General features: G+C 41.1%; 18 protein-coding genes. 6 read left to right on the forward strand and 12 right to left on the reverse strand.

Annotated elements, in window-relative coordinates:
* Positions 1 to 41 precede the first annotated feature (41 nt).
* Genes astE through seqA form a run of 3 tightly spaced genes read right to left on the reverse strand, consistent with a single transcriptional unit; the run spans position 42 to position 3,319 of the window.
* Positions 42 to 1,076: a succinylglutamate desuccinylase gene (gene astE, locus OM33_RS10880; protein WP_038643274.1), complete on the reverse strand. Its 1,035-nt coding sequence runs from the start codon at positions 1,074 to 1,076 to the stop codon at positions 42 to 44.
* A gap of 60 nt (positions 1,077 to 1,136) precedes the next feature.
* A complete protein-coding gene (pgm, locus tag OM33_RS10885) occupies positions 1,137 to 2,777 on the reverse strand; it encodes a phosphoglucomutase (alpha-D-glucose-1,6-bisphosphate-dependent) (protein ID WP_038641644.1) in 1,641 nt (546 codons plus the stop codon).
* A gap of 14 nt (positions 2,778 to 2,791) precedes the next feature.
* Complete coding sequence (gene seqA / locus OM33_RS10890; protein ID WP_038641646.1) at positions 2,792 to 3,319, reverse strand: replication initiation negative regulator SeqA; 528 nt, start codon at positions 3,317 to 3,319, stop codon at positions 2,792 to 2,794.
* A 130-nt stretch (positions 3,320 to 3,449) separates the two neighbouring features.
* On the opposite strand from seqA, the gene OM33_RS10895 reads away from it, so the two are divergent.
* The 5 genes from OM33_RS10895 (at position 3,450) to fur (ending at position 5,912) form a co-directional block, all read left to right on the forward strand.
* Positions 3,450 to 4,220 (forward strand): alpha/beta fold hydrolase, encoded by a 771-nt coding sequence (locus tag OM33_RS10895; RefSeq protein WP_038641648.1) that lies wholly within the window; start codon positions 3,450 to 3,452, stop codon positions 4,218 to 4,220.
* Between the two features lie 118 nt (positions 4,221 to 4,338).
* A complete protein-coding gene (locus OM33_RS10900) occupies positions 4,339 to 4,560 on the forward strand; it encodes a DUF2788 domain-containing protein (RefSeq protein ID WP_038641650.1) in 222 nt (73 codons plus the stop codon).
* Positions 4,560 to 4,838 (forward strand): LexA regulated protein, encoded by a 279-nt coding sequence (gene ybfE / locus OM33_RS10905; RefSeq protein WP_038641652.1) that lies wholly within the window; start codon positions 4,560 to 4,562, stop codon positions 4,836 to 4,838. Before OM33_RS10900 ends, ybfE begins: the two co-directional genes overlap by 1 nt.
* Positions 4,839 to 4,844: 6 nt before the next feature.
* Positions 4,845 to 5,372, forward strand: a complete 528-nt coding sequence (fldA, locus tag OM33_RS10910) for a flavodoxin FldA (RefSeq protein WP_038641654.1) — start codon at positions 4,845 to 4,847, stop codon at positions 5,370 to 5,372.
* A gap of 96 nt (positions 5,373 to 5,468) precedes the next feature.
* Positions 5,469 to 5,912 carry a ferric iron uptake transcriptional regulator gene (gene fur / locus OM33_RS10915; RefSeq protein WP_038641656.1) on the forward strand — a complete coding sequence of 148 codons (444 nt, stop codon included), beginning with the start codon at positions 5,469 to 5,471 and terminating at the stop codon, positions 5,910 to 5,912.
* 89 nt (positions 5,913 to 6,001) lie between these two features.
* Here fur and glnS read toward each other — a convergent pair whose 3' ends face one another.
* The gene (gene glnS, locus OM33_RS10920) at positions 6,002 to 7,669 is read right to left on the reverse strand and encodes a glutamine--tRNA ligase (protein ID WP_038641658.1); all 1,668 of its coding nucleotides are present in this window, start codon (positions 7,667 to 7,669) and stop codon (positions 6,002 to 6,004) included.
* 143 nt (positions 7,670 to 7,812) lie between these two features.
* Here glnS and OM33_RS10925 point away from each other — a divergent pair, with 143 nt between their 5' ends.
* Positions 7,813 to 8,535 (forward strand): substrate-binding periplasmic protein, encoded by a 723-nt coding sequence (locus OM33_RS10925; protein WP_038641660.1) that lies wholly within the window; start codon positions 7,813 to 7,815, stop codon positions 8,533 to 8,535.
* A 65-nt stretch (positions 8,536 to 8,600) separates the two neighbouring features.
* Here OM33_RS10925 and sucD read toward each other — a convergent pair whose 3' ends face one another.
* From sucD to sdhC, 8 genes are all read right to left on the reverse strand, one after another.
* Positions 8,601 to 9,473 (reverse strand): succinate--CoA ligase subunit alpha, encoded by an 873-nt coding sequence (gene sucD / locus OM33_RS10930; RefSeq protein WP_038641662.1) that lies wholly within the window; start codon positions 9,471 to 9,473, stop codon positions 8,601 to 8,603.
* Positions 9,473 to 10,639, reverse strand: a complete 1,167-nt coding sequence (gene sucC, locus OM33_RS10935) for an ADP-forming succinate--CoA ligase subunit beta (protein ID WP_038641664.1) — start codon at positions 10,637 to 10,639, stop codon at positions 9,473 to 9,475. Before sucC ends, sucD begins: the two co-directional genes overlap by 1 nt.
* 166 nt (positions 10,640 to 10,805) lie before the next feature.
* Positions 10,806 to 12,290 carry a 2-oxoglutarate dehydrogenase complex dihydrolipoyllysine-residue succinyltransferase gene (gene odhB / locus OM33_RS10940; protein WP_038641666.1) on the reverse strand — a complete coding sequence of 495 codons (1,485 nt, stop codon included), beginning with the start codon at positions 12,288 to 12,290 and terminating at the stop codon, positions 10,806 to 10,808.
* Positions 12,291 to 12,300: 10 nt separating this feature from the next.
* A complete protein-coding gene (locus tag OM33_RS10945; protein ID WP_038641667.1) occupies positions 12,301 to 15,114 on the reverse strand; it encodes a 2-oxoglutarate dehydrogenase E1 component in 2,814 nt (937 codons plus the stop codon).
* A 91-nt stretch (positions 15,115 to 15,205) separates the two neighbouring features.
* Positions 15,206 to 15,916 carry a succinate dehydrogenase iron-sulfur subunit gene (locus OM33_RS10950; protein WP_010560044.1) on the reverse strand — a complete coding sequence of 237 codons (711 nt, stop codon included), beginning with the start codon at positions 15,914 to 15,916 and terminating at the stop codon, positions 15,206 to 15,208.
* A gap of 11 nt (positions 15,917 to 15,927) precedes the next feature.
* On the reverse strand, positions 15,928 to 17,700 hold the full coding sequence (sdhA, locus tag OM33_RS10955) for a succinate dehydrogenase flavoprotein subunit (RefSeq protein ID WP_010560043.1): 1,773 nt from the start codon (positions 17,698 to 17,700) through the stop codon (positions 15,928 to 15,930).
* Positions 17,701 to 18,048: a succinate dehydrogenase, hydrophobic membrane anchor protein gene (gene sdhD, locus OM33_RS10960; protein ID WP_038643276.1), complete on the reverse strand. Its 348-nt coding sequence runs from the start codon at positions 18,046 to 18,048 to the stop codon at positions 17,701 to 17,703.
* Complete coding sequence (sdhC, locus tag OM33_RS10965; protein WP_199922446.1) at positions 18,042 to 18,416, reverse strand: succinate dehydrogenase, cytochrome b556 subunit; 375 nt, start codon at positions 18,414 to 18,416, stop codon at positions 18,042 to 18,044. Before sdhC ends, sdhD begins: the two co-directional genes overlap by 7 nt.
* Positions 18,417 to 18,551: the final 135 nt, after the last annotated feature.

An 18,551-nucleotide genomic window follows, 5' to 3' on the forward strand; every position in this document is an offset into this window, starting at 1 on the left:
ACTAATTTTAGCTGAATATCCGAAAAGGTGTGGCAAGATATTTATACAAAATCAGTTTTGTTTTGCAGTGGGATAACGGTAAGCAGTGCGCGCTGACCTAGCGCAACTTTTGCGTTGGGGAAAATAATTGCTTCGCCATCAACTTCAGCAAAGTAGTCTGTATCACCATCAGTTGCCAACAGTTCACCTTTCGCAAAACCTGTAAAATTAGCGGCACTATCACTAAATGGAAAACTAAAGTCTTGCTGGGTGCGATTTATCGTGCGATACACTTCGAATAGTTCAAAGTCAGCAAAGTTAAATTCAGGATAATTTACTGTATCGTGCGTGATAAGTTGAGTTAAGGTCATTTTTGCTTTTTCAAAGCGCGACATATCGTTTTCACCAAATGGCCTAACTTTACCAAGTTCAATGGTAAATGCGTCCGCATCAAACATACTGCTAGAGAAATAACTAAACGTCGTAGCTGATGACTTCATCATCATAATGGTATTAACGCCACAGCTTAATAAAAAGCTTAACTCTTCTTTCTTCCAGGGCTTACCATTTAAAAATGGGTAAACCGCGAATTTTTCGTTTTTAGAATCTCGAATTGCAGTGTGTAAGTCATAATGGATACGTTTTCTATTTTTATCACTGAACGCGTTAAAGAATTGGCTAACATACGCCTCCAACTTGGCAGCACGTATTTTTTCGTTATTTTGTTCACCTTTTTTATGGGCACCACAGAATAAACGGTTTAAGTTTTCTTCAACAAAACGCTTTTCAATATTAATTGATGCTGGGTTACCAAAAATAAATAACACGCGATGTGAAAGCGATAATTCACCTTTAATAATACCCTTAATAAGTTCATCACAAATTTCAATAGGCGCAGTCTCATTACCGTGGACAGCTGAAGAAAGAACAATATCTTTGCTACCACAGTTTTTAGGCGTAAATTGAATAACACCTGTATCGAGTACATCAACCTGTGTACCGTTATCCAGTGAAAAGCTAAAGGGTTCTAAGTGCCATTCATTGGCACGTGTTACTGATAAAAAATCGCCTGTTTGTGAGAGATTATTCGTTGTCATATTACTCATCTTTACATAATAAAAAAGGCGGTAAACCGCCTTTTATAAACATTTAAAATTTTAAGAAATAACTGAATTAACTAAAGCAATTGCCTCAGTTTCTAATTCACTTAAATGCGTCTCTGATACAAATGACTCAAGGTAAATCTTGTAAATATCTTCGGTACCAGAAGGACGTGCGGCAAACCAGCCATTTTTGGTAGTTACTTTTAAACCACCAATTGCGGCACCATTACCAGGCGCGTGGGTCAGCTTTGCTAATATTGCATCCCCTGCTAATGTATCGGCTGTAACATCGTCAGCGGAAAGCTTTGATAATTTTGCTTTTTGCTGAGCATTTGCGGGCGCATCTAATCGTTTGTAGATTGGCGCACCAAACTCTTGAGTTAATGCGTTGTAATGCTGACTTGGTGTTTTGCCTGTCACAGCTAAAATTTCAGCTGCTAACAGTGCGAGAATAAAGCCATCTTTGTCTGTTTCCCACACACTGCCATCACGACGTAAGAATGAAGCACCTGCACTCTCCTCACCACCAAACAACAGACTTGATTCTAATAAACCATCAACAAACCATTTAAAGCCTACGGGTACTTCAAATACCTCACGACCATGTTTAGCAACCACTTTGTCAATCATGCCACTTGATACAAGTGTTTTACCCACCTTTGCATCAATTGGCCAATCTGGGCGATGAGAAATTAAATAATCTATGGCAACTGCTAGATAATGGTTCGGATTCATAAGCCCATCAGGAGTGACAATACCATGGCGGTCATAATCAGGGTCATTGCCTACAGCAATATCAAATTTATCTTTTAGCGCAATCAAACTGGCCATTGCATAAGGCGATGAACAATCCATACGGATTTTGCCATCTTTGTCTAATGTCATAAATGAGAATTGTGGATCTATTTTTTCATTTACAACAGTGATATCTAAACCATATTTTTCAGCAATAACAGGCCAGAAATTAATTCCTGAACCACCAAGGGGATCTACACCAATTTTAATGCCTGCTTTTTTGATGGCAGCCATATCAATGATATTAGCGAGGTCATCAACGTAAGGGGTAACTAAATCTTGGTATTGAATAAAGCCAGAACGTTTTGCTTTTACAAATGGAAATAGCTCAACTTCAACAAGATCTTCAATAAGTAGTTGGTTTGCTCTATCTTCAATCCACTTTGTAATGTCAGTATCCGCAGGACCGCCATTAGGTGGGTTATACTTAAAACCACCATCTTCAGGGGGATTATGAGAAGGGGTGATCACAATGCCATCAGCAAGTTCAGCACTATGCGTTTTGTTATGCGTTACAATCGCATGGCTAATTACTGGGGTTGGCGTGTAATCATCATTTTCTTGCGTAACAACCTGAACTTCATTAGCAACTAACACTTCAATCGCCGAGTTAAATGCGGCTTCTGAAAGTGCGTGCGTATCTTTGCCTAAAAACAACGGGCCAAAGATATTGTTTTGCTTGCGGTAATCACAAATTGCTTGTGTAATCGCAAGAATATGAGATTCATTAAACTTAGTTTTTAAGGAACAACCTCGGTGACCGGAAGTACCAAAAGCAACTCGTTGTTCTGGGTTTTCGTCAATATCAGGCTCGTATAAATAGTAGGCTGATACTAATTTAGGGATGTTCACTAAGTCAGACTGTAAGGCGCGCTGCCCTGCTCTTTCATGGTTTGCCATGATCCACCTTTAAATTATAAGTAATCGCGTAATTTTTCTGCTTCGTCTTCACTGTAGCCTAGAGATATGGCAACTTCGTGAACCATCATTTTTTTGCGTGTGGTATTTGAATTTGTCATTACCCAATAACCGCTATCCATAATATTTTTAGGGTTAGTGCTGCTACCTGAAGCGATTAAGTCTTCTTTATTTGTGGCAAAATAAATACGATCACGACCCTTAATATCAAGCACCTTATTGAAAATACCCTTATGAGTACGATGCAGAGCTGAAAGGATAAACAAAAAGCGACCTACTACGCCTTTTTGCATTGCAAGCTCTTCTTTATTAAGAATATTGAACACATTGTCACACTTGTGTTCCTTTTTTTCTTCTGGTGCTGATTGCTTTTCTTTTTGTTCAGTATCAGTAACATTAAGGTTAGGGGTATCTGTATCTAGCTTTAATAATCTACGCAAAATTTGAGAAGCGCTCTCACCAATACTCTGTGTATTGCTTGCTATATACTGATATAACTCGTCGTCGATTTCGATTTTTTTCATGGTTATCCTAATTGTAAGACGAATTTAGCAAAATCTCGCTTAGTATAACGAGTTTAAAATGATTTCTCTATGTTTGCTTTTTCAAGTTTCCCTCGGCACAATTCTGTTTTTTATCGATTTCTAAATACTTATGCTATTAAATTACTCACAAATTGGCGAAGAATCAGAAAACCTACCTGTTATCGTAATCCATGGACTCTTTGGCTCGAAAGAAAATTTAAACATTATTGCGAAACCACTGAGTGAAAAACACCTAGTATTTAATGTAGATTTAAGAAATCATGGCCAATCATTTCATGATGCACACATGAATTATGGTGTTATGGCAGATGATGTCTTTCACCTTTTAGACTCTTTAGGCATTGAACGCGCGATATTAGTAGGTCATTCAATGGGCGGTAAAGTTGCAATGCAAATGGCTTTAAGTCATGGTGAGCGAATTGAAAAATTAGTTGTATTAGACATTGCACCAACGATGTACACACCGAGACACCAAAATGTGATTAATGGCTTAAATAATGTAAAACTAGATTCTATCAACAACCGAACTGAGGCTGATAAGCAACTCGCTGAGCACATTGTTGAACCAGGGGTGAGACAGTTTTTACTTAAAAGCTTAGCTAAAACAGACGCTGGATTTAGTTGGCGCTTTAATGTTGAGCATATTATCGCTGCTTATGATGAGATATTATCTAAACCAGAGGGCCAAACATTCAAAAAGCCTACGCTGTTTATTAAGGGTGCAAATTCGGATTATATTCAAGAAAGCCATCGTCAAGAAATAGCCGCCCTATTCCCCAATGCAAAAGCTAAAATTATTGCTGGAGCAGGTCATTGGCTTCATGCAGAAAAGCCTACTCAAGTTAATTTAGCCATCGCCCAATTTACAGCAAGTAATTGACCTCGTTGGCGATAAAAAACCTACTAAAAACAGGGGTACTATTTTTGATCTTTGATAATGTATTTAACGGCTTACTATGCTATAGTTGCGGCCGTTTTCGCACAGATTCAGAATAATAATGTTAGATAAATTATTAGATGGTATTGATATCCTTGGACTCTATTTCGGCTTAGCCGGAATATTCTTTTTCATTGGTATGGCAATACAAGACGTTTTAAAAAAAGGTGATGTGCCTAAGTTTGGTCGTTACGTAGTTTGGCTTGTACTTTTTTTAGGCTGTTCTGGATTTATAGCAAAAGGTCTTATTCAAGTGTTTTGGCAAGGTGCTGGAGTTGGATAATGGCCAAAGCGGAATCAGATAGAACGACCCTCGATTTATTCGAATACGATAAACGTCCAGGTCGACCTAAAACAAATCCCCTACCACGTGAATTACAGCTTAAAATTAATAAGCGTAATCAGCTTAAGCGTGATAAAGCACGTGGTTTAAAGCGTGTCGAATTCAAAGTTTCATCTGAGTTATATCAAGCATTAAATGATATGGCTGAAGAACAAAACATGAGTCGAAGCGCATTGATAGAAATTATATTGCAAGAGAAATTAGCGACAAAAAGGTAACAAACTATGGCAAGCGTAGGCATTTTTTTTGGTAGTGATACAGGTAATACAGAGCACGTCGCCAAGCTAATTCAAAAAGAGCTCGGTAAAAAAATGGTTGATGTTCATGACATCGCCAAAAGCTCTAAAGAGGATATTGCTGAATTTGATTTAATCCTATTCGGTATTCCAACTTGGTATTATGGTGAAGCCCAATGTGATTGGGATGATTTCTTCCCAGAACTTGAAGAGATTAACTTCGATGGTAAGTTAGTTGCGATTTTTGGTTGCGGTGACCAAGAAGATTACGCCGAGTACTTCCTTGACGCTATGGGCATGATCAATGATATCGTCACTGAGAGAGGTGCCATCGTTGTAGGTCATTGGTCTACAGAAGGCTATGAGTTTGAAGCATCAAAAGCTCTGGTAGATGATAACCACTTTGTAGGCTTAGGCATTGATGAAGATCGTCAACCTGAACTAACAGAAAAGCGTATCAAGGATTGGTGTGCGCAAGTATATGATGAAATGTGCTTGGCTGAATTAGAAGATTAAAATTACACCTGCGTTTACATTAAGCTATATCTAGTATAGCCTTAATGTAACGTCGTGCATTACAAGACAAAACTAGATAAAAACGAGACCAAGTTGATGACTGATCACAATTTAGAACTTAAAAAGGCAGGTTTAAAAGTTACTCTGCCTAGGATTAAAATCTTAGAGATTTTACAATCACCAGATAATCAACATATCAGCGCTGAAGATGTATATAAAATCTTATTAGATAAAGGCGAAGAAATTGGTCTTGCTACTGTATATCGTGTATTAAACCAATTTGATGATGCTGGTATTGTTACACGTCACCATTTTGAAGGCGGTAAATCAGTATTTGAACTAGCTGGTAGCACTCACCATGACCACTTAGTTTGCTTAAAGTGTGGCAAAGTGGTTGAGTTCGAAGACGATGTTATCGAAACTCGCCAAGAAGAAATTGCCAATGATAATGGTATTAAACTAACAAACCATTCTTTATACCTTTACGGTGAGTGCGAAGACAAAGAAGCCTGTAAAAAATTTGCTGAAGATAACAGCTAATTTATAATTCAAAATTAAAAAAGCGCCAATAGGCGCTTTTTTTGTATTTACATTTTAAAAGGGATAGAAAAACTACCCCTTTTTAAACGTTACGCTTTATTCTCTACTTTAGCCCAAGAGTCACGTAAACCAACAGTACGGTTAAATACTAAGCCTTCTGCTTTACTATCTCGACAGAAATAACCTGTACGTTCAAACTGGTAACCTACTTCTGCTTCTGCATTGGCAAGTGCTGGCTCAACAACCGCAGAGGTTAAACGTACTAAAGACTCTGGGTTCAATACTGTTGCAAAGTCCTCTTCTGCTGCCGGGTTAGGTACAGTAAATAAACGATCGTATAAACGTACTTCTGCTGTAACACCTTGGCTTGCACTTACCCAGTGAATAACGCCTTTTACTTTACGACCGTCGCTTGGGTTTTTACCTAGTGTTTCATCATCGTAAGTACAGTAAATAGTAGTAATGTTACCCGCTTCGTCTTGGTCGACACGTTCGGCTTTAATTACATAAGCACCACGTAAACGTACTTCTTTACCAAGCACTAAACGCTTATATTTTTTGTTTGCCTCAAGACGAAAATCTTCACGCTCAATAAATACTACACGCGTGAAAGGTACGATACGCGTGCCCATTTCTTCGATATTTGGATGATTTTGAACAGTCAATTCTTCTACTTTATCTTCTGGGAAATTTTCAATTACTACTTTAATTGGATCAAGGACTGCCATTGCACGCGGTGCATTTTCGTTTAGGTCATCACGGATACACGCTTCCAGCATGCCCATTTCTACCATATTATCTTGTTTTGTAACACCAATACGCTTACAGAATTCACGTACCGAAGCAGGCGTATAACCACGGCGCTTTAAACCCGCAATTGTTGGCATACGCGGGTCATCCCAACCTTCTACGTGCTTTTCTTCAACTAATGCATTTAACTTACGCTTACTCATTAGTGTGTATTCAAGATTTAAGCGAGAAAACTCAATTTGTTGCGGATGACATTCAAGTGAAATATTATCTAACACCCAATCGTATAGACGGCGGTTATCTTGGAACTCAAGCGTACAAAGCGAGTGAGTAATACCCTCTAACGCATCTGAAATACAGTGTGTGAAATCGTACATTGGGTAGATGCACCACTTGTCACCTGTTTGGTGGTGATGTGCAAAACGAATACGATAAATAATTGGATCGCGTAGCACCATAAATGAGCTCGCCATATCAATTTTTGCACGTAAAACACATTCGCCTTCTTTAAACTCACCGTTTTTCATTTTTTCGAAAAGCGCTAAGTTTTCTTCAACACTTGTATCACGGTAAGGGCTGTTTTTACCTGGTTCTGTTAAAGTCCCACGGTATTCGCGTGCTTCATCGGGTGATAAAAAACATACGTACGCTAAGCCTTTTTCAATGAGCTCTACCGCGTAGCCGTATAACTTATCAAAGTAGTTTGACGAATAGCAAATATCGCCATCCCAGTTAAAACCAAGCCATTTAACATCTTGTTGAATTGAGTTTACGTAATCGATGTCTTCTTTTTCTGGGTTTGTATCATCAAAACGTAAGTTACATAGGCCTTTGTAGTCTTGTGCAATACCAAAATTAAGGCAGATTGACTTGGCGTGACCAATATGTAAAAAACCATTCGGCTCTGGTGGAAAACGTGTATGTGTTGCTGCATGTTTTCCTGATGCTAAATCTTTATCAATTAAATTAGTGATAAAGTTTGTTGCTCGATTTTCTGCTTCCGCCATTGCGAAATTTTCCTATATTCATTAAATAAATTAACGGCCTAATTATTACAAATAAAAGGCTCAGCGACTAGCTCCAATCACTTTGCAAGGTTAAAAAAATAACGCTACATTAAGAAATAGATATCATAAAAGTTGTTTAGTTTGTGAAAATATTATTTGTATTGTTGTGTATTGTGAGCTGTTCAGTCAAAGCTGCAAACTCAATTACCTTTGCAGTTGGTCATGACCACCAGAAAATGATAATAGATTACCCTTTTTACGCAGCTTCTTGGGAAATATTAAATGTTGAACTTACTAATATAGGTTATACAGTTAAAACCAATATTTACCCTTGGGCAAGAGCCAAAGAATCAGTAAAAAAAGGGAAAAGCGACGGCTTATTTTTGGCAGCTAATTTCAAAGGTAGAGAAAGTTGGGCCTCATTAAGCATTGCTATTGGCCAAGATCAGTTTGGCGTGTTTCAAAATCATCGCTCTGATCCACTTGCTCCCTTTGGTTCAGTGCGACTGCTAAGTAATTATAGTCAACTAACTTTTCTCGACCAAAATAAACAAATTAAAGTAACTACAGCACAAGAAGGCTTGCTGTTATTGAGTAATCAAAAATTACAAGGATTTGTCATGTCACGTAGTTATGGCGACTACTTATTACATAATGAATTACACACTTTAAATAAACGAATCGTGTTTAACGAAGAGAAAATTGAAACTTATACGGCGCATATTGCGGTAGGCAAAACAAACCCAGAAAGAGCTGGAATCCTCTCCATTGTGAATAAAGCGATTGGAAATGCCTTTAAGTCAGGATCTTATAAAAAAATAATGCAAAAACACGGTGTCGAAGAGTATCAATTAGTCACTTTTTAAAATAACTAAGAAAATTGTCCAATAAAAAAGGCTGCATCTGCAGCCTTTTTCAATTGCTAGGTAGATTACCAGCCAGTTTTTTCAGCTAGTGCTTTACCGATATCAGCTAGTGAACGAACAGTCTTAACGCCTGCTGCTTCTAGCGCTGCGAATTTCTCGTCAGCTGTACCTTTACCGCCAGCGATAATCGCACCAGCGTGACCCATACGCTTACCTGGAGGAGCAGTCACACCAGCGATGTAAGAAACTACAGGCTTAGTTACATTAGCTTTAATGTATTCAGCAGCTTCTTCTTCAGCTGTACCACCGATCTCACCGATCATAACAATCGCTTCAGTTTGTGGATCTTTTTCGAACATTTCAAGAACGTCGATGAAGTTAGTACCTGGGATTGGGTCACCACCGATACCAACACACGTAGATTGACCGAAACCAGCATCAGTTGTTTGCTTAACAGCTTCGTAAGTAAGTGTACCAGAACGTGATACGATACCTACTTTGCCTGGCTTGTGGATATGACCAGGCATGATACCAATCTTAGTCTCACCCGGAGTGATAACACCTGGGCAGTTAGGGCCGATCATACGCGTACCAGTTTCGTCAAGCTTAACTTTAACGTCAACCATGTCTAGCGTTGGAATACCTTCAGTGATACAAACGATAAGCTCGATGCCTGCATCGATTGCTTCAAGGATTGCATCTTTACAGAAAGGTGCTGGTACGTAGATTACTGATGCAGTTGCACCTGTAGCTTCTACTGCGTCACGTACTGTGTTAAATACAGGAAGACCTAGGTGAGTTTGACCACCTTTACCTGGAGAAACACCACCAACCATTTGCGTACCGTACTCAAGCGCTTGCTCTGAGTGGAAAGTACCTTGGCCGCCAGTGAAACCTTGACAGATTACTTTAGTATCTTTATTAATTAATACAGACATTATTTGCCCTCCGCAGCAGCAACAACTTTCTCAGCAGCGTCAGTTAGTGACTCAGCAGCAATGATGTCTAGGTCAGAGCTAGCTAGTACTTCACGACCTTTGTCAGCGTTAGTACCTTCTAAACGTACAACTACAGGCACGTTTACACCTACTTCTTTAACAGCACCAATGATACCTTCTGCGATCATGTCACAACGTACGATACCACCGAAGATGTTTACTAGAACTGCTTTAACATTGTCATCAGATAAGATGATCTTGAATGCTTCAGCAACACGCTCTTTAGTCGCGCCGCCACCAACATCTAGGAAGTTAGCTGGCTTGCCGCCGTGCAGGTTTACGATGTCCATTGTACCCATTGCAAGGCCTGCACCGTTAACCATACAACCTACGTTACCGTCTAGTGCTACGTAGTTCAGTTCCCACTGAGCTGCGTGCGCTTCACGCTCGTCTTCTTGTGATGGATCGTGCATTTCACGGATCTTAGGCTGACGGTATAAAGCGTTACCGTCTACACCGATTTTGCCGTCTAGGCAGTGAAGATTACCTTCATCAGTGATTACAAGCGGGTTGATTTCTAATAGTGCGAAATCGTGGTCGTTGAACATGTTAGCAAGACCCATGAAGATCTTAACGAACTGCTTCATCTGCGTTGGGTTAAGACCTAATTTGAAGCCTAGTTCACGTGCTTGGTAAGCCTGAGGGCCTACTAGCGGATCGATTTCTGCTTTGTGAATTAGTTCTGGTGTTTCTTCTGCAACTTGTTCGATTTCAACACCACCTTCAGTAGATGCCATGAAAACAACTTTACGAGAAGCACGGTCTACTACAGCGCCAAGGTATAATTCGTTAGCGATATCTGTGCAGCTTTCAACAAGGATTTTAGCTACTGGCTGACCATTTTCGTCAGTTTGGTAAGTAACTAGGTTCTTACCTAACCAGTTTTGTGCAAATTCTTTAATTTCTTCTTTGCTGTCTGCAAGCTTTACACCGCCTGCTTTACCACGTCCACCTGCGTGAACCTGACATTTAACAACCCACTTGTCACCGCCAATTTTATCAGCAGCTTCTGCAGCTTCCTGTGGAGTGTCACATGCGTAACCCTCAGAAACTGGTAAACCATAGTCGGCAAATAATTGCTTTGCCTGATACTCATGCAAATTCATGATGCTTTTCCAATTGTATTACGTAAAGGGTTGAACTTTTGTTCAACCATCCCAAATTGCGCACCTAGTATAGTCGCACCAACCTTCTAAGAAAACCCCAGTACGACCAAAGGCGCAAAAAAAAAGCTGCGAATCTCTCCACAGCTTATTTTTTAATCCAAATCTATTAAACGTCTAGTAATAAACGTGTTGGATCTTCTAGTAGTTCCTTAATAGTTACTAAGAAACCTACAGATTCTTTACCATCGATTTGACGGTGATCATATGATAACGCTAAGTACATCATAGGTAAGATTTCAACTTTACCATTTACAGCCATCGGACGGTCTTGGATTTTGTGCATACCAAGAATTGATGATTGCGGTAGGTTGATAATTGGCGTTGATAGTAACGAACCAAATACACCACCATTTGTAATAGTGAAGTTACCACCTGTCATGTCATCAACAGTTAACTTACCATCACGACCTTTAAGTGCTAGTTCACGAATACCTTTTTCAATCTCAGCAACAGATAGCTTGTCACAGTCACGAAGTACCGGTGTTACTAGACCGCGAGGCGTAGAAACAGCAATGCTGATATCGAAGTAGTTGTGATAAACAATGTCATCACCGTCGATAGACGCGTTTACTTCAGGGAAACGCTTAAGCGCTTCAGTAACTGCTTTCACGTAAAAAGACATAAAACCTAAACGGATGCCGTGGCGCTCTTCAAATACATCTTTGTATTGCTTACGAAGATCCATGATTGGTTTCATGTTTACTTCGTTAAACGTTGTAAGCATTGCTGTTGAATTCTTAGCTTCTAGAAGACGGTTAGCAATTGTCTTACGAAGACGTGTCATAGGAACACGTTTTTGCGTACGCTCACCAAGTGCAACTGCAGGCGCTGCCGCCGCAGGAGCTGAAGCAGGCTTAGCTGCAGGTGCTTTTAAGAATGCGTCTACGTCTTCTTTTGTGATACGACCGCCTTTGCCAGAACCTTTGATTTGTGAAGCATCAAGACCTTTTTCTGCAATTAGACGACGAACAGAAGGCGTTAACACGTCTGAGTTTTCGTCAGATGCTGCTGGCGCTTCAGCTGTTGCTGCTGGCGCTGCCGCCGCAGGTGCTGCACCTGCAACTAGTTTACCAATTACTTGTTCGCCAAGTACTGTGTCGCCTTCTGCGTGAATGTGATCACCCATTACACCATCTTCTGGCGCTACAACTTCAAGAACAACTTTATCAGTTTCGATGTCTACTAGGTTTTGGTCACGGCTAACCGCTTCACCTGGTTGAACATGCCATGTTGCAATCGTAGCGTCTGCTACTGATTCTGGAAGTACAGGAACTTTAATATCCACTTCTTTACCTTCTGCTGCTGGCGCCGCTGCTGGCGCTGCTGTTGTTTCTGCTGGCGCAGCTGCTGCATCTGCCGCACCTAATAGTGCAATCACTTGTTCACCAAGTACCGTTGCACCTTCCGTTTGAGAAATTTCTGTAATCACACCATCTTCCGGTGCAACTACTTCTAAAACTACTTTATCTGTTTCAATATCAACAAGGTTTTGATCGCGGCTAACTGTATCACCAACGTTCACGTGCCAAGTTGCAACTGTTGCATCTGCAACAGATTCAGGAAGAACAGGAACCTTAATTTCGGTTGTCATCTCTTATTCCTTATTTTTTAATTGTAAGAGCGTCGGCGATCAACGCAGTTTGTTCTTTAGTATGGGTTGACATATAACCACATGCTGGCGAAGCTGATGCCTTACGACCTGCATAGCTTAAGTTAGCACCTTGTGGAATTGCTTCCCAGAAATGGTGTTGCGAGCAGTACCAAGCACCTTGGTTTTGCGGCTCTTCTTGACACCATACGAAATCTTTAACATGTTGGTAACGTTGCATAATTGTTTCCATTTCCGCATGAGGGAATGGGTACAATTGTTCAACACGTACGATAGCAACATTGTTAAGTTCTTGCTCACGACGCTGTTGCAGTAGCTCGTAATAAACTTTACCGCTACAGAACACAACGCGCTCAACTTTCCTAGCATCAATATCATCGATTTCATCAATCATATTGTGGAAAATACCTGTTGAAAGCTCTTCCAAGCTTGAAACTGCAAGAGGATGACGTAGTAATGATTTAGGTGTCATAACAATCAATGGACGACGCAGAGGACGAACTGATTGACGACGGATCATTGCGTAAACTTGAGCTGGCGTTGACGGCACACATACTTGCATATTATGGTCAGCACAAAGCTGTAAGAAGCGCTCTAAACGTGCAGAACTATGCTCTGGACCTTGGCCTTCATAACCATGAGGAAGCAATATAGTTAAGCCACATAAACGGCCCCATTTTTGCTCACCAGAACTTAAGAATTGGTCAAAAACAACCTGCGCGCCGTTGGCAAAGTCACCAAACTGCGCTTCCCAACATACAAGTGATGTCGGTTCTGCTGTTGCATAACCGTATTCAAACGCAAGTACCGCTTCTTCAGATAATACTGAATCGTACACTTCAAACGCACCTTGTTCCGGGCGAATATTTTGAAGCGGCAAGTAGGTAGATGCATCTGCTTGGTTGTGCACCACTGCATGACGGTGGAAGAACGTACCACGACCAGAATCCTGACCGGTAATACGAATATCAGTACCTTCGTCGACTAATGATGCGTAAGCAAGTGTCTCAGCCATACCCCAATCAAGAGGTTTTTCGCCGGCTGCCATCGCTTTACGATCATCGTAAATTTTCTTAACGCGAGACTGTGCTTTGTGGTTTTCAGGGTAATTAGCAACTGATTCACCCAATGCTTTCAGCTTATCAAGCGGCAGCGCTGGATCGTATGCAACGTCCCAATCGTGACCCACAAACTTAGACCAATCTGATGAGTGTTTTGTATCTGGTTGAATTTCATCAACAACACACACACCGTTGTCTAAACCGTTACGATAGTTATCAGCAAGCGCTTTTGCTTCATCTGCACTTAATACGCCTTGAGATACCAGTGTATCAGCGTAAATCTGACGAGGTACAGGGTGCTTTTTGATTTTCTGATACATTAACGGCTGTGTCGCGTTTGGCTCGTCCGCTTCGTTGTGACCATGACGACGGTAACAAACTAAGTCAATTACTACGTCACGCTTAAACTTGTTACGGAAATCAAGCGCAAGTTGCGTTACAAAAGCAACTGCTTCTGGGTCGTCTGAATTTACGTGGAAAATAGGTGCCTGCACCATTTTCGCGATATCAGTACAGTACTCAGTTGAGCGAACGTCTTCTCGCTTAGACGTTGTAAAACCAACTTGGTTGTTTACAACGATACGAATCGAACCGCCAACACTGAATGCACGTGTTTGTGATAGGTTGAATGTTTCTTGAACCACACCTTGACCAGCAATTGCCGAGTCACCGTGAATAGTGATAGGTAGTGCTTTTGAGCCATTCGTACAGCCTAAACGGTCTAAACGTGCACGTACTGAACCCATTACCACCGGATTAACGATTTCTAAATGCGACGGGTTAAACGCAAGTGCCATGTGCACGTTGCCGCCCGTAGTTGCGAAATCAGATGAGTAACCCATGTGGTATTTAACGTCACCAGAACCTGCTAATTCGCCATATTTACCAGCGAATTCATCGAACAGAACCTGTGGGTTTTTACCAAGTACGTTAACTAAAACGTTTAAACGACCACGGTGCGCCATACCAATAACGGCTTCTTCCTGACCACTTTCCCCTGCTCTGTGAATAAGTTCTTTAAGCATAGGTACTAGCGCATCACCACCTTCTAGTGAGAAACGTTTTGCACCTGGGAATTTAGCGCCTAGGTATTTTTCAAGACCATCAGCGGCCGTAAGGCCTTTTAAGATGCGTAACTTAGTTTCGTTGCTAAATTGAGGCTGGGCAAAGTTAGATTCTAAACGCTGTTGTAACCAACGCTTTTCTTCTGTAGACGTGATATGCATATATTCAGCGCCAATCGAACCACAGTAGGTTTTCTTAAGTGCTGCATATAAGTCTTTTAGTTTCATAGTGTCACTGCCTGAAGCAAATGACCCTACGTTGAATTCTTTATCTAGGTCAGAATCCGTTAAATCGTGGTGTTCAAGTGTTAAATCACGTACTTTTTCACGCTGCCACAAACCTAATGGGTCAAGGTTTGCATTTTGGTGACCACGGAAACGGTATGCATTAATTAATTGCAGAACCCTAACCTGTTTTGCATCAGATGCGCCACCTGCTGCAACGACTACTTCTTTATGCTTGTTTTTCGCAAGCTCGGCAAATTGTGCTCTTATGTCGGAATGTTTTACATCGACATCTACACCTTCTACTTTCGGTAGTGCATCAAACACTTCACGCCATTCGTCAGAAACTGAACTCGCGTCATCTAAATACGCTTCATACAGTTCTTCTACGTATGCGACATTACCACCGTTAAAGTGAGAAGACTCTAGCCATGCCTTCATTACACCTTCGTGCATTTATAAGCCCTTTTTACTAGCGCAGAATACTAAGTTTTAGTTAAACGGCGATAACAATGTTATCGCCGCGGTGATTTGTGTTACTGCCGTTTTATACCGAACGGTTTAGTAACATAGACTTAATGTGACCAATTGCCTTAGTTGGATTAAGGCCCTTAGGACACACGTTGACACAGTTCATAATACCGTGACAACGGAATACGCTGAATGCATCGTCTAAATCTGCTAAACGTTCTTCTGTCGCCGTATCGCGGCTATCAGCTAAGAAACGGTAAGCGTGTAGCAAACCAGCAGGACCAATGAACTTGTCAGGGTTCCACCAGAATGATGGGCATGAAGTTGAACAACATGCACATAAGATACACTCATATAAACCATCAAGCTTGTCACGTTCTTCAATTGACTGAAGACGCTCTTCACCGCCTGTTGGCTTATCGTTGATTAAGAATGGCTTAACTTTCTCGTATTGTGAATAGAATTGAGACATATCAATTACTAAATCACGAACAACTGGTAAGCCTGGTAATGGACGAATAACGATTTTACCCTTACCTAGTGCAGATAATGGAGTAATACACGCTAAACCGTTTTTACCATTCATGTTTACACCGTCAGAACCACATACACCTTCACGGCATGAACGACGGAAAGAAAGTGTTGGATCTTGCTCTTTCAATTGTAAAAGTGCATCCAATACCATCATATCGCGACCTTCTTCTACCTCAAGGGTATAGTCTTGCATACGCGGTGCGTTGTCTACATCTGGATTATAACGATAGACAGAAAATTGTAATTGTGCCATTGACTTCGCTCCTAGTAAGTACGTGCTTTAGGTGGGAAGGCTTCACGTGTTTTAGGTGAGAAGTTCACCTCACGCTTAGACATTTCTTCCGTCACTGGGCTATAAACTGAGTGACATAACCAGTTTTCATCGTCACGCTCTGGGAAATCGAAGCGCGAATGTGCACCACGGCTTTCTGTACGGAAATTCGCAGCAACAGCTGTTGAGTACGCAGTTTCCATTAAGTTATCTAGCTCTAAACACTCAATACGTTGCGTGTTGAACTCAGATGATTTGTCGTCAAGACGTGCGTGCTGTAAGCGTTCACGAATTTCTTTAAGCTCTGTAAGACCTGTTGCCATTGCATCACCTTCACGGAATACCGAGAAGTTAAGCTGCATGCATTTTTGTAGGTCTTTCTTGATCTGTACTGGATCTTCACCTTGGCCTGGTTTAGAAGTTTCCCAACGATTGAAACGAGCCATCGCTGCTTCTAGATCAGATTCAGATGCGTCTTTCGAAATTTCAGCATCTTTTAGGTATTGACCAAGGAAGTTACCCGCTGCACGACCAAATACAACAAGGTCAAGTAGTGAGTTACCGCCTAAGCGGTTTGCACCGTGTACAGATACACATGCAATTTCACCTACTGCGAATAAACCTTCAACTAATTTCTCATTGCCTGCACCATCTACGTTAATAACTTGACCATTAACGTTAGTTGGTACACCACCCATCATGTAGTGACATGTTGGGATTACTGGAATTGGCTCTTTTGCAGGGTCAACGTGTGCGAATGTCTTAGAAAGATCACAAACACCTGGAAGACGTAGGTTTAGCATCTCAGCACCTAAGTGGTCTAACTTAAGTTTGATGTGCGTACCCCATGGGCCTTCACAACCACGGCCTTCACGGATTTCTGTCATCATTGCACGAGCAACAACATCACGACCTGCTAAGTCTTTAGCGTTTGGTGCGTAACGTTCCATGAAACGTTCGCCGTCTTTATTTAGAAGGTAACCACCTTCACCACGACAACCTTCAGTTACAAGTGTACCTGCACCTGCAATACCCGTTGGGTGGAACTGCCACATTTCCATGTCTTGCATTGAAATGCCAGCACGTGTTGCCATACCAACACCGTCACCCGTGTTAATGTGCGCGTTTGTTGTTGATGCGAAGATACGACCTGCACCACCGGTTGCTAGAACAACCGCTTTAGATTTGAAGTAAACAACTTCGCCGCTTTCGATATCGATAGCAGTACAACCAACAACGTCACCTTTGTCGTTTTTAACAAGGTCTAATGCGTACCACTCTGAGAACACATTTGTTTTGTTTTTAACATTTTGTTGGTATAAACAGTGAAGAAGCGCGTGACCAGTACGGTCAGCGGCAGCTGCAGTACGTGCAGCTTGTTCACCACCAAAGTTTTTCGATTGACCACCGAAAGGACGTTGATAAACACGGCCATTTTCAAAACGTGAAAATGGTAAACCCATGTTTTCTAATTCTGTAATTGCTTCAGGACCCGTTTTGGTCATGTATTCAATCGCGTCTTGGTCACCGATGTAATCAGAACCTTTTACCGTGTCGTACATGTGCCATTCCCAGTTATCTTCATGGGAATTACCTAAAGCAACAGTAATACCACCTTGTGCAGACACCGTATGTGAACGGGTTGGGAATACTTTTGAAATAAGGGCACAAGTTTTACCTGATTCACTGATAGCCAGTGCAGCACGCATACCCGCACCACCGGCACCAATTACTACAGCGTCAAATTCTCTTGTTGAAATAGCCACTTACACACTCCAAAGAACAAAGAAACCAATAACTACGTATGAGAACGCCATTAGGTTTAGGAAAAAGCCTAGGATTGCACGCAGTTTTGAACATTTAATATAGTCAGTTAAAACTTGCCACAAACCAATACGGGTATGAATCATCATGCAAACTAGTGCAGTTAATGTATACACTTTTACTGCTAAGTTTGAAAATAAACCCTGCCACGCTTCAAACGTTACTGTTGGAGTAGAAAGGAAATACCCTAAGATAAACAGAGCATATGACGCTAATACAAGTGCTGTTGCACGTAATGATACAAAATCTTGTACACCGTCGCGTTTTAGAGATGCTTGATTAACTACCATATCCATACTCCTGCTAACACGGCTAATACAACCCAAAGTGCAATTACGAATTTAGCACTTGCGTTACCTGAATCTAATTCTTCAAAACGACCCATATCCATTAGTAAGTGACGAACACCCGCTACTAAATGATACAGAAGCGCGATTACCGCACCCCATGCAATGAATTTGGCAATGAACCCGGTAAACAGGCTCTTGACGAATTCAAAACCTTGAGGAGAAGAAAGTGATTCAGACCATGCCCAAATTACAAAAGATAAAGCGAAGAACAACGCTACACCTGAAATACGGTGAAGAATTGAAGCTTTAGCAGTTGCTGGCATCGAGATAGTAGATAAATCTAGATTTACAGGTCTTTGCTTTTTCACTGTTACTTGCCCATTGACTCTAAGGAGTCCAACTATTGTTGTTATAACCCACCAAGTGAATGATGGAACCATCAAAGCGAAATTTGCCACACTGCGATGACGAGTCACAGTATGAAAAAACAGCATTCACTCCAG

Source organism: Pseudoalteromonas piratica, assembly GCF_000788395.1.
GTDB classification, from domain to species: domain Bacteria; phylum Pseudomonadota; class Gammaproteobacteria; order Enterobacterales; family Alteromonadaceae; genus Pseudoalteromonas; species Pseudoalteromonas piratica.

Excerpts from the sequence above, each read along its gene's own strand:
- astE (WP_038643274.1), bottom strand. The coding sequence starts at position 1,076 with ATGACAACGAATAATCTCTCACAAACAGGCGATTTTTTATCAGTAACA.
- pgm (WP_038641644.1), bottom strand. The coding sequence starts at position 2,777 with ATGGCAAACCATGAAAGAGCAGGGCAGCGCGCCTTACAGTCTGACTTA.
- seqA (WP_038641646.1), bottom strand. The coding sequence starts at position 3,319 with ATGAAAAAAATCGAAATCGACGACGAGTTATATCAGTATATAGCAAGC.
- OM33_RS10895 (WP_038641648.1), top strand. The coding sequence starts at position 3,450 with ATGCTATTAAATTACTCACAAATTGGCGAAGAATCAGAAAACCTACCT.
- OM33_RS10900 (WP_038641650.1), top strand. The coding sequence starts at position 4,339 with ATGTTAGATAAATTATTAGATGGTATTGATATCCTTGGACTCTATTTC.
- ybfE (WP_038641652.1), top strand. The coding sequence starts at position 4,560 with ATGGCCAAAGCGGAATCAGATAGAACGACCCTCGATTTATTCGAATAC.
- fldA (WP_038641654.1), top strand. The coding sequence starts at position 4,845 with ATGGCAAGCGTAGGCATTTTTTTTGGTAGTGATACAGGTAATACAGAG.
- fur (WP_038641656.1), top strand. The coding sequence starts at position 5,469 with ATGACTGATCACAATTTAGAACTTAAAAAGGCAGGTTTAAAAGTTACT.
- glnS (WP_038641658.1), bottom strand. The coding sequence starts at position 7,669 with ATGGCGGAAGCAGAAAATCGAGCAACAAACTTTATCACTAATTTAATT.
- sucD (WP_038641662.1), bottom strand. The coding sequence starts at position 9,473 with ATGTCTGTATTAATTAATAAAGATACTAAAGTAATCTGTCAAGGTTTC.
- sucC (WP_038641664.1), bottom strand. The coding sequence starts at position 10,639 with ATGAATTTGCATGAGTATCAGGCAAAGCAATTATTTGCCGACTATGGT.
- odhB (WP_038641666.1), bottom strand. The coding sequence starts at position 12,290 with ATGACAACCGAAATTAAGGTTCCTGTTCTTCCTGAATCTGTTGCAGAT.
- OM33_RS10945 (WP_038641667.1), bottom strand. The coding sequence starts at position 15,114 with ATGCACGAAGGTGTAATGAAGGCATGGCTAGAGTCTTCTCACTTTAAC.
- OM33_RS10950 (WP_010560044.1), bottom strand. The coding sequence starts at position 15,916 with ATGGCACAATTACAATTTTCTGTCTATCGTTATAATCCAGATGTAGAC.
- sdhD (WP_038643276.1), bottom strand. The coding sequence starts at position 18,048 with ATGGTAGTTAATCAAGCATCTCTAAAACGCGACGGTGTACAAGATTTT.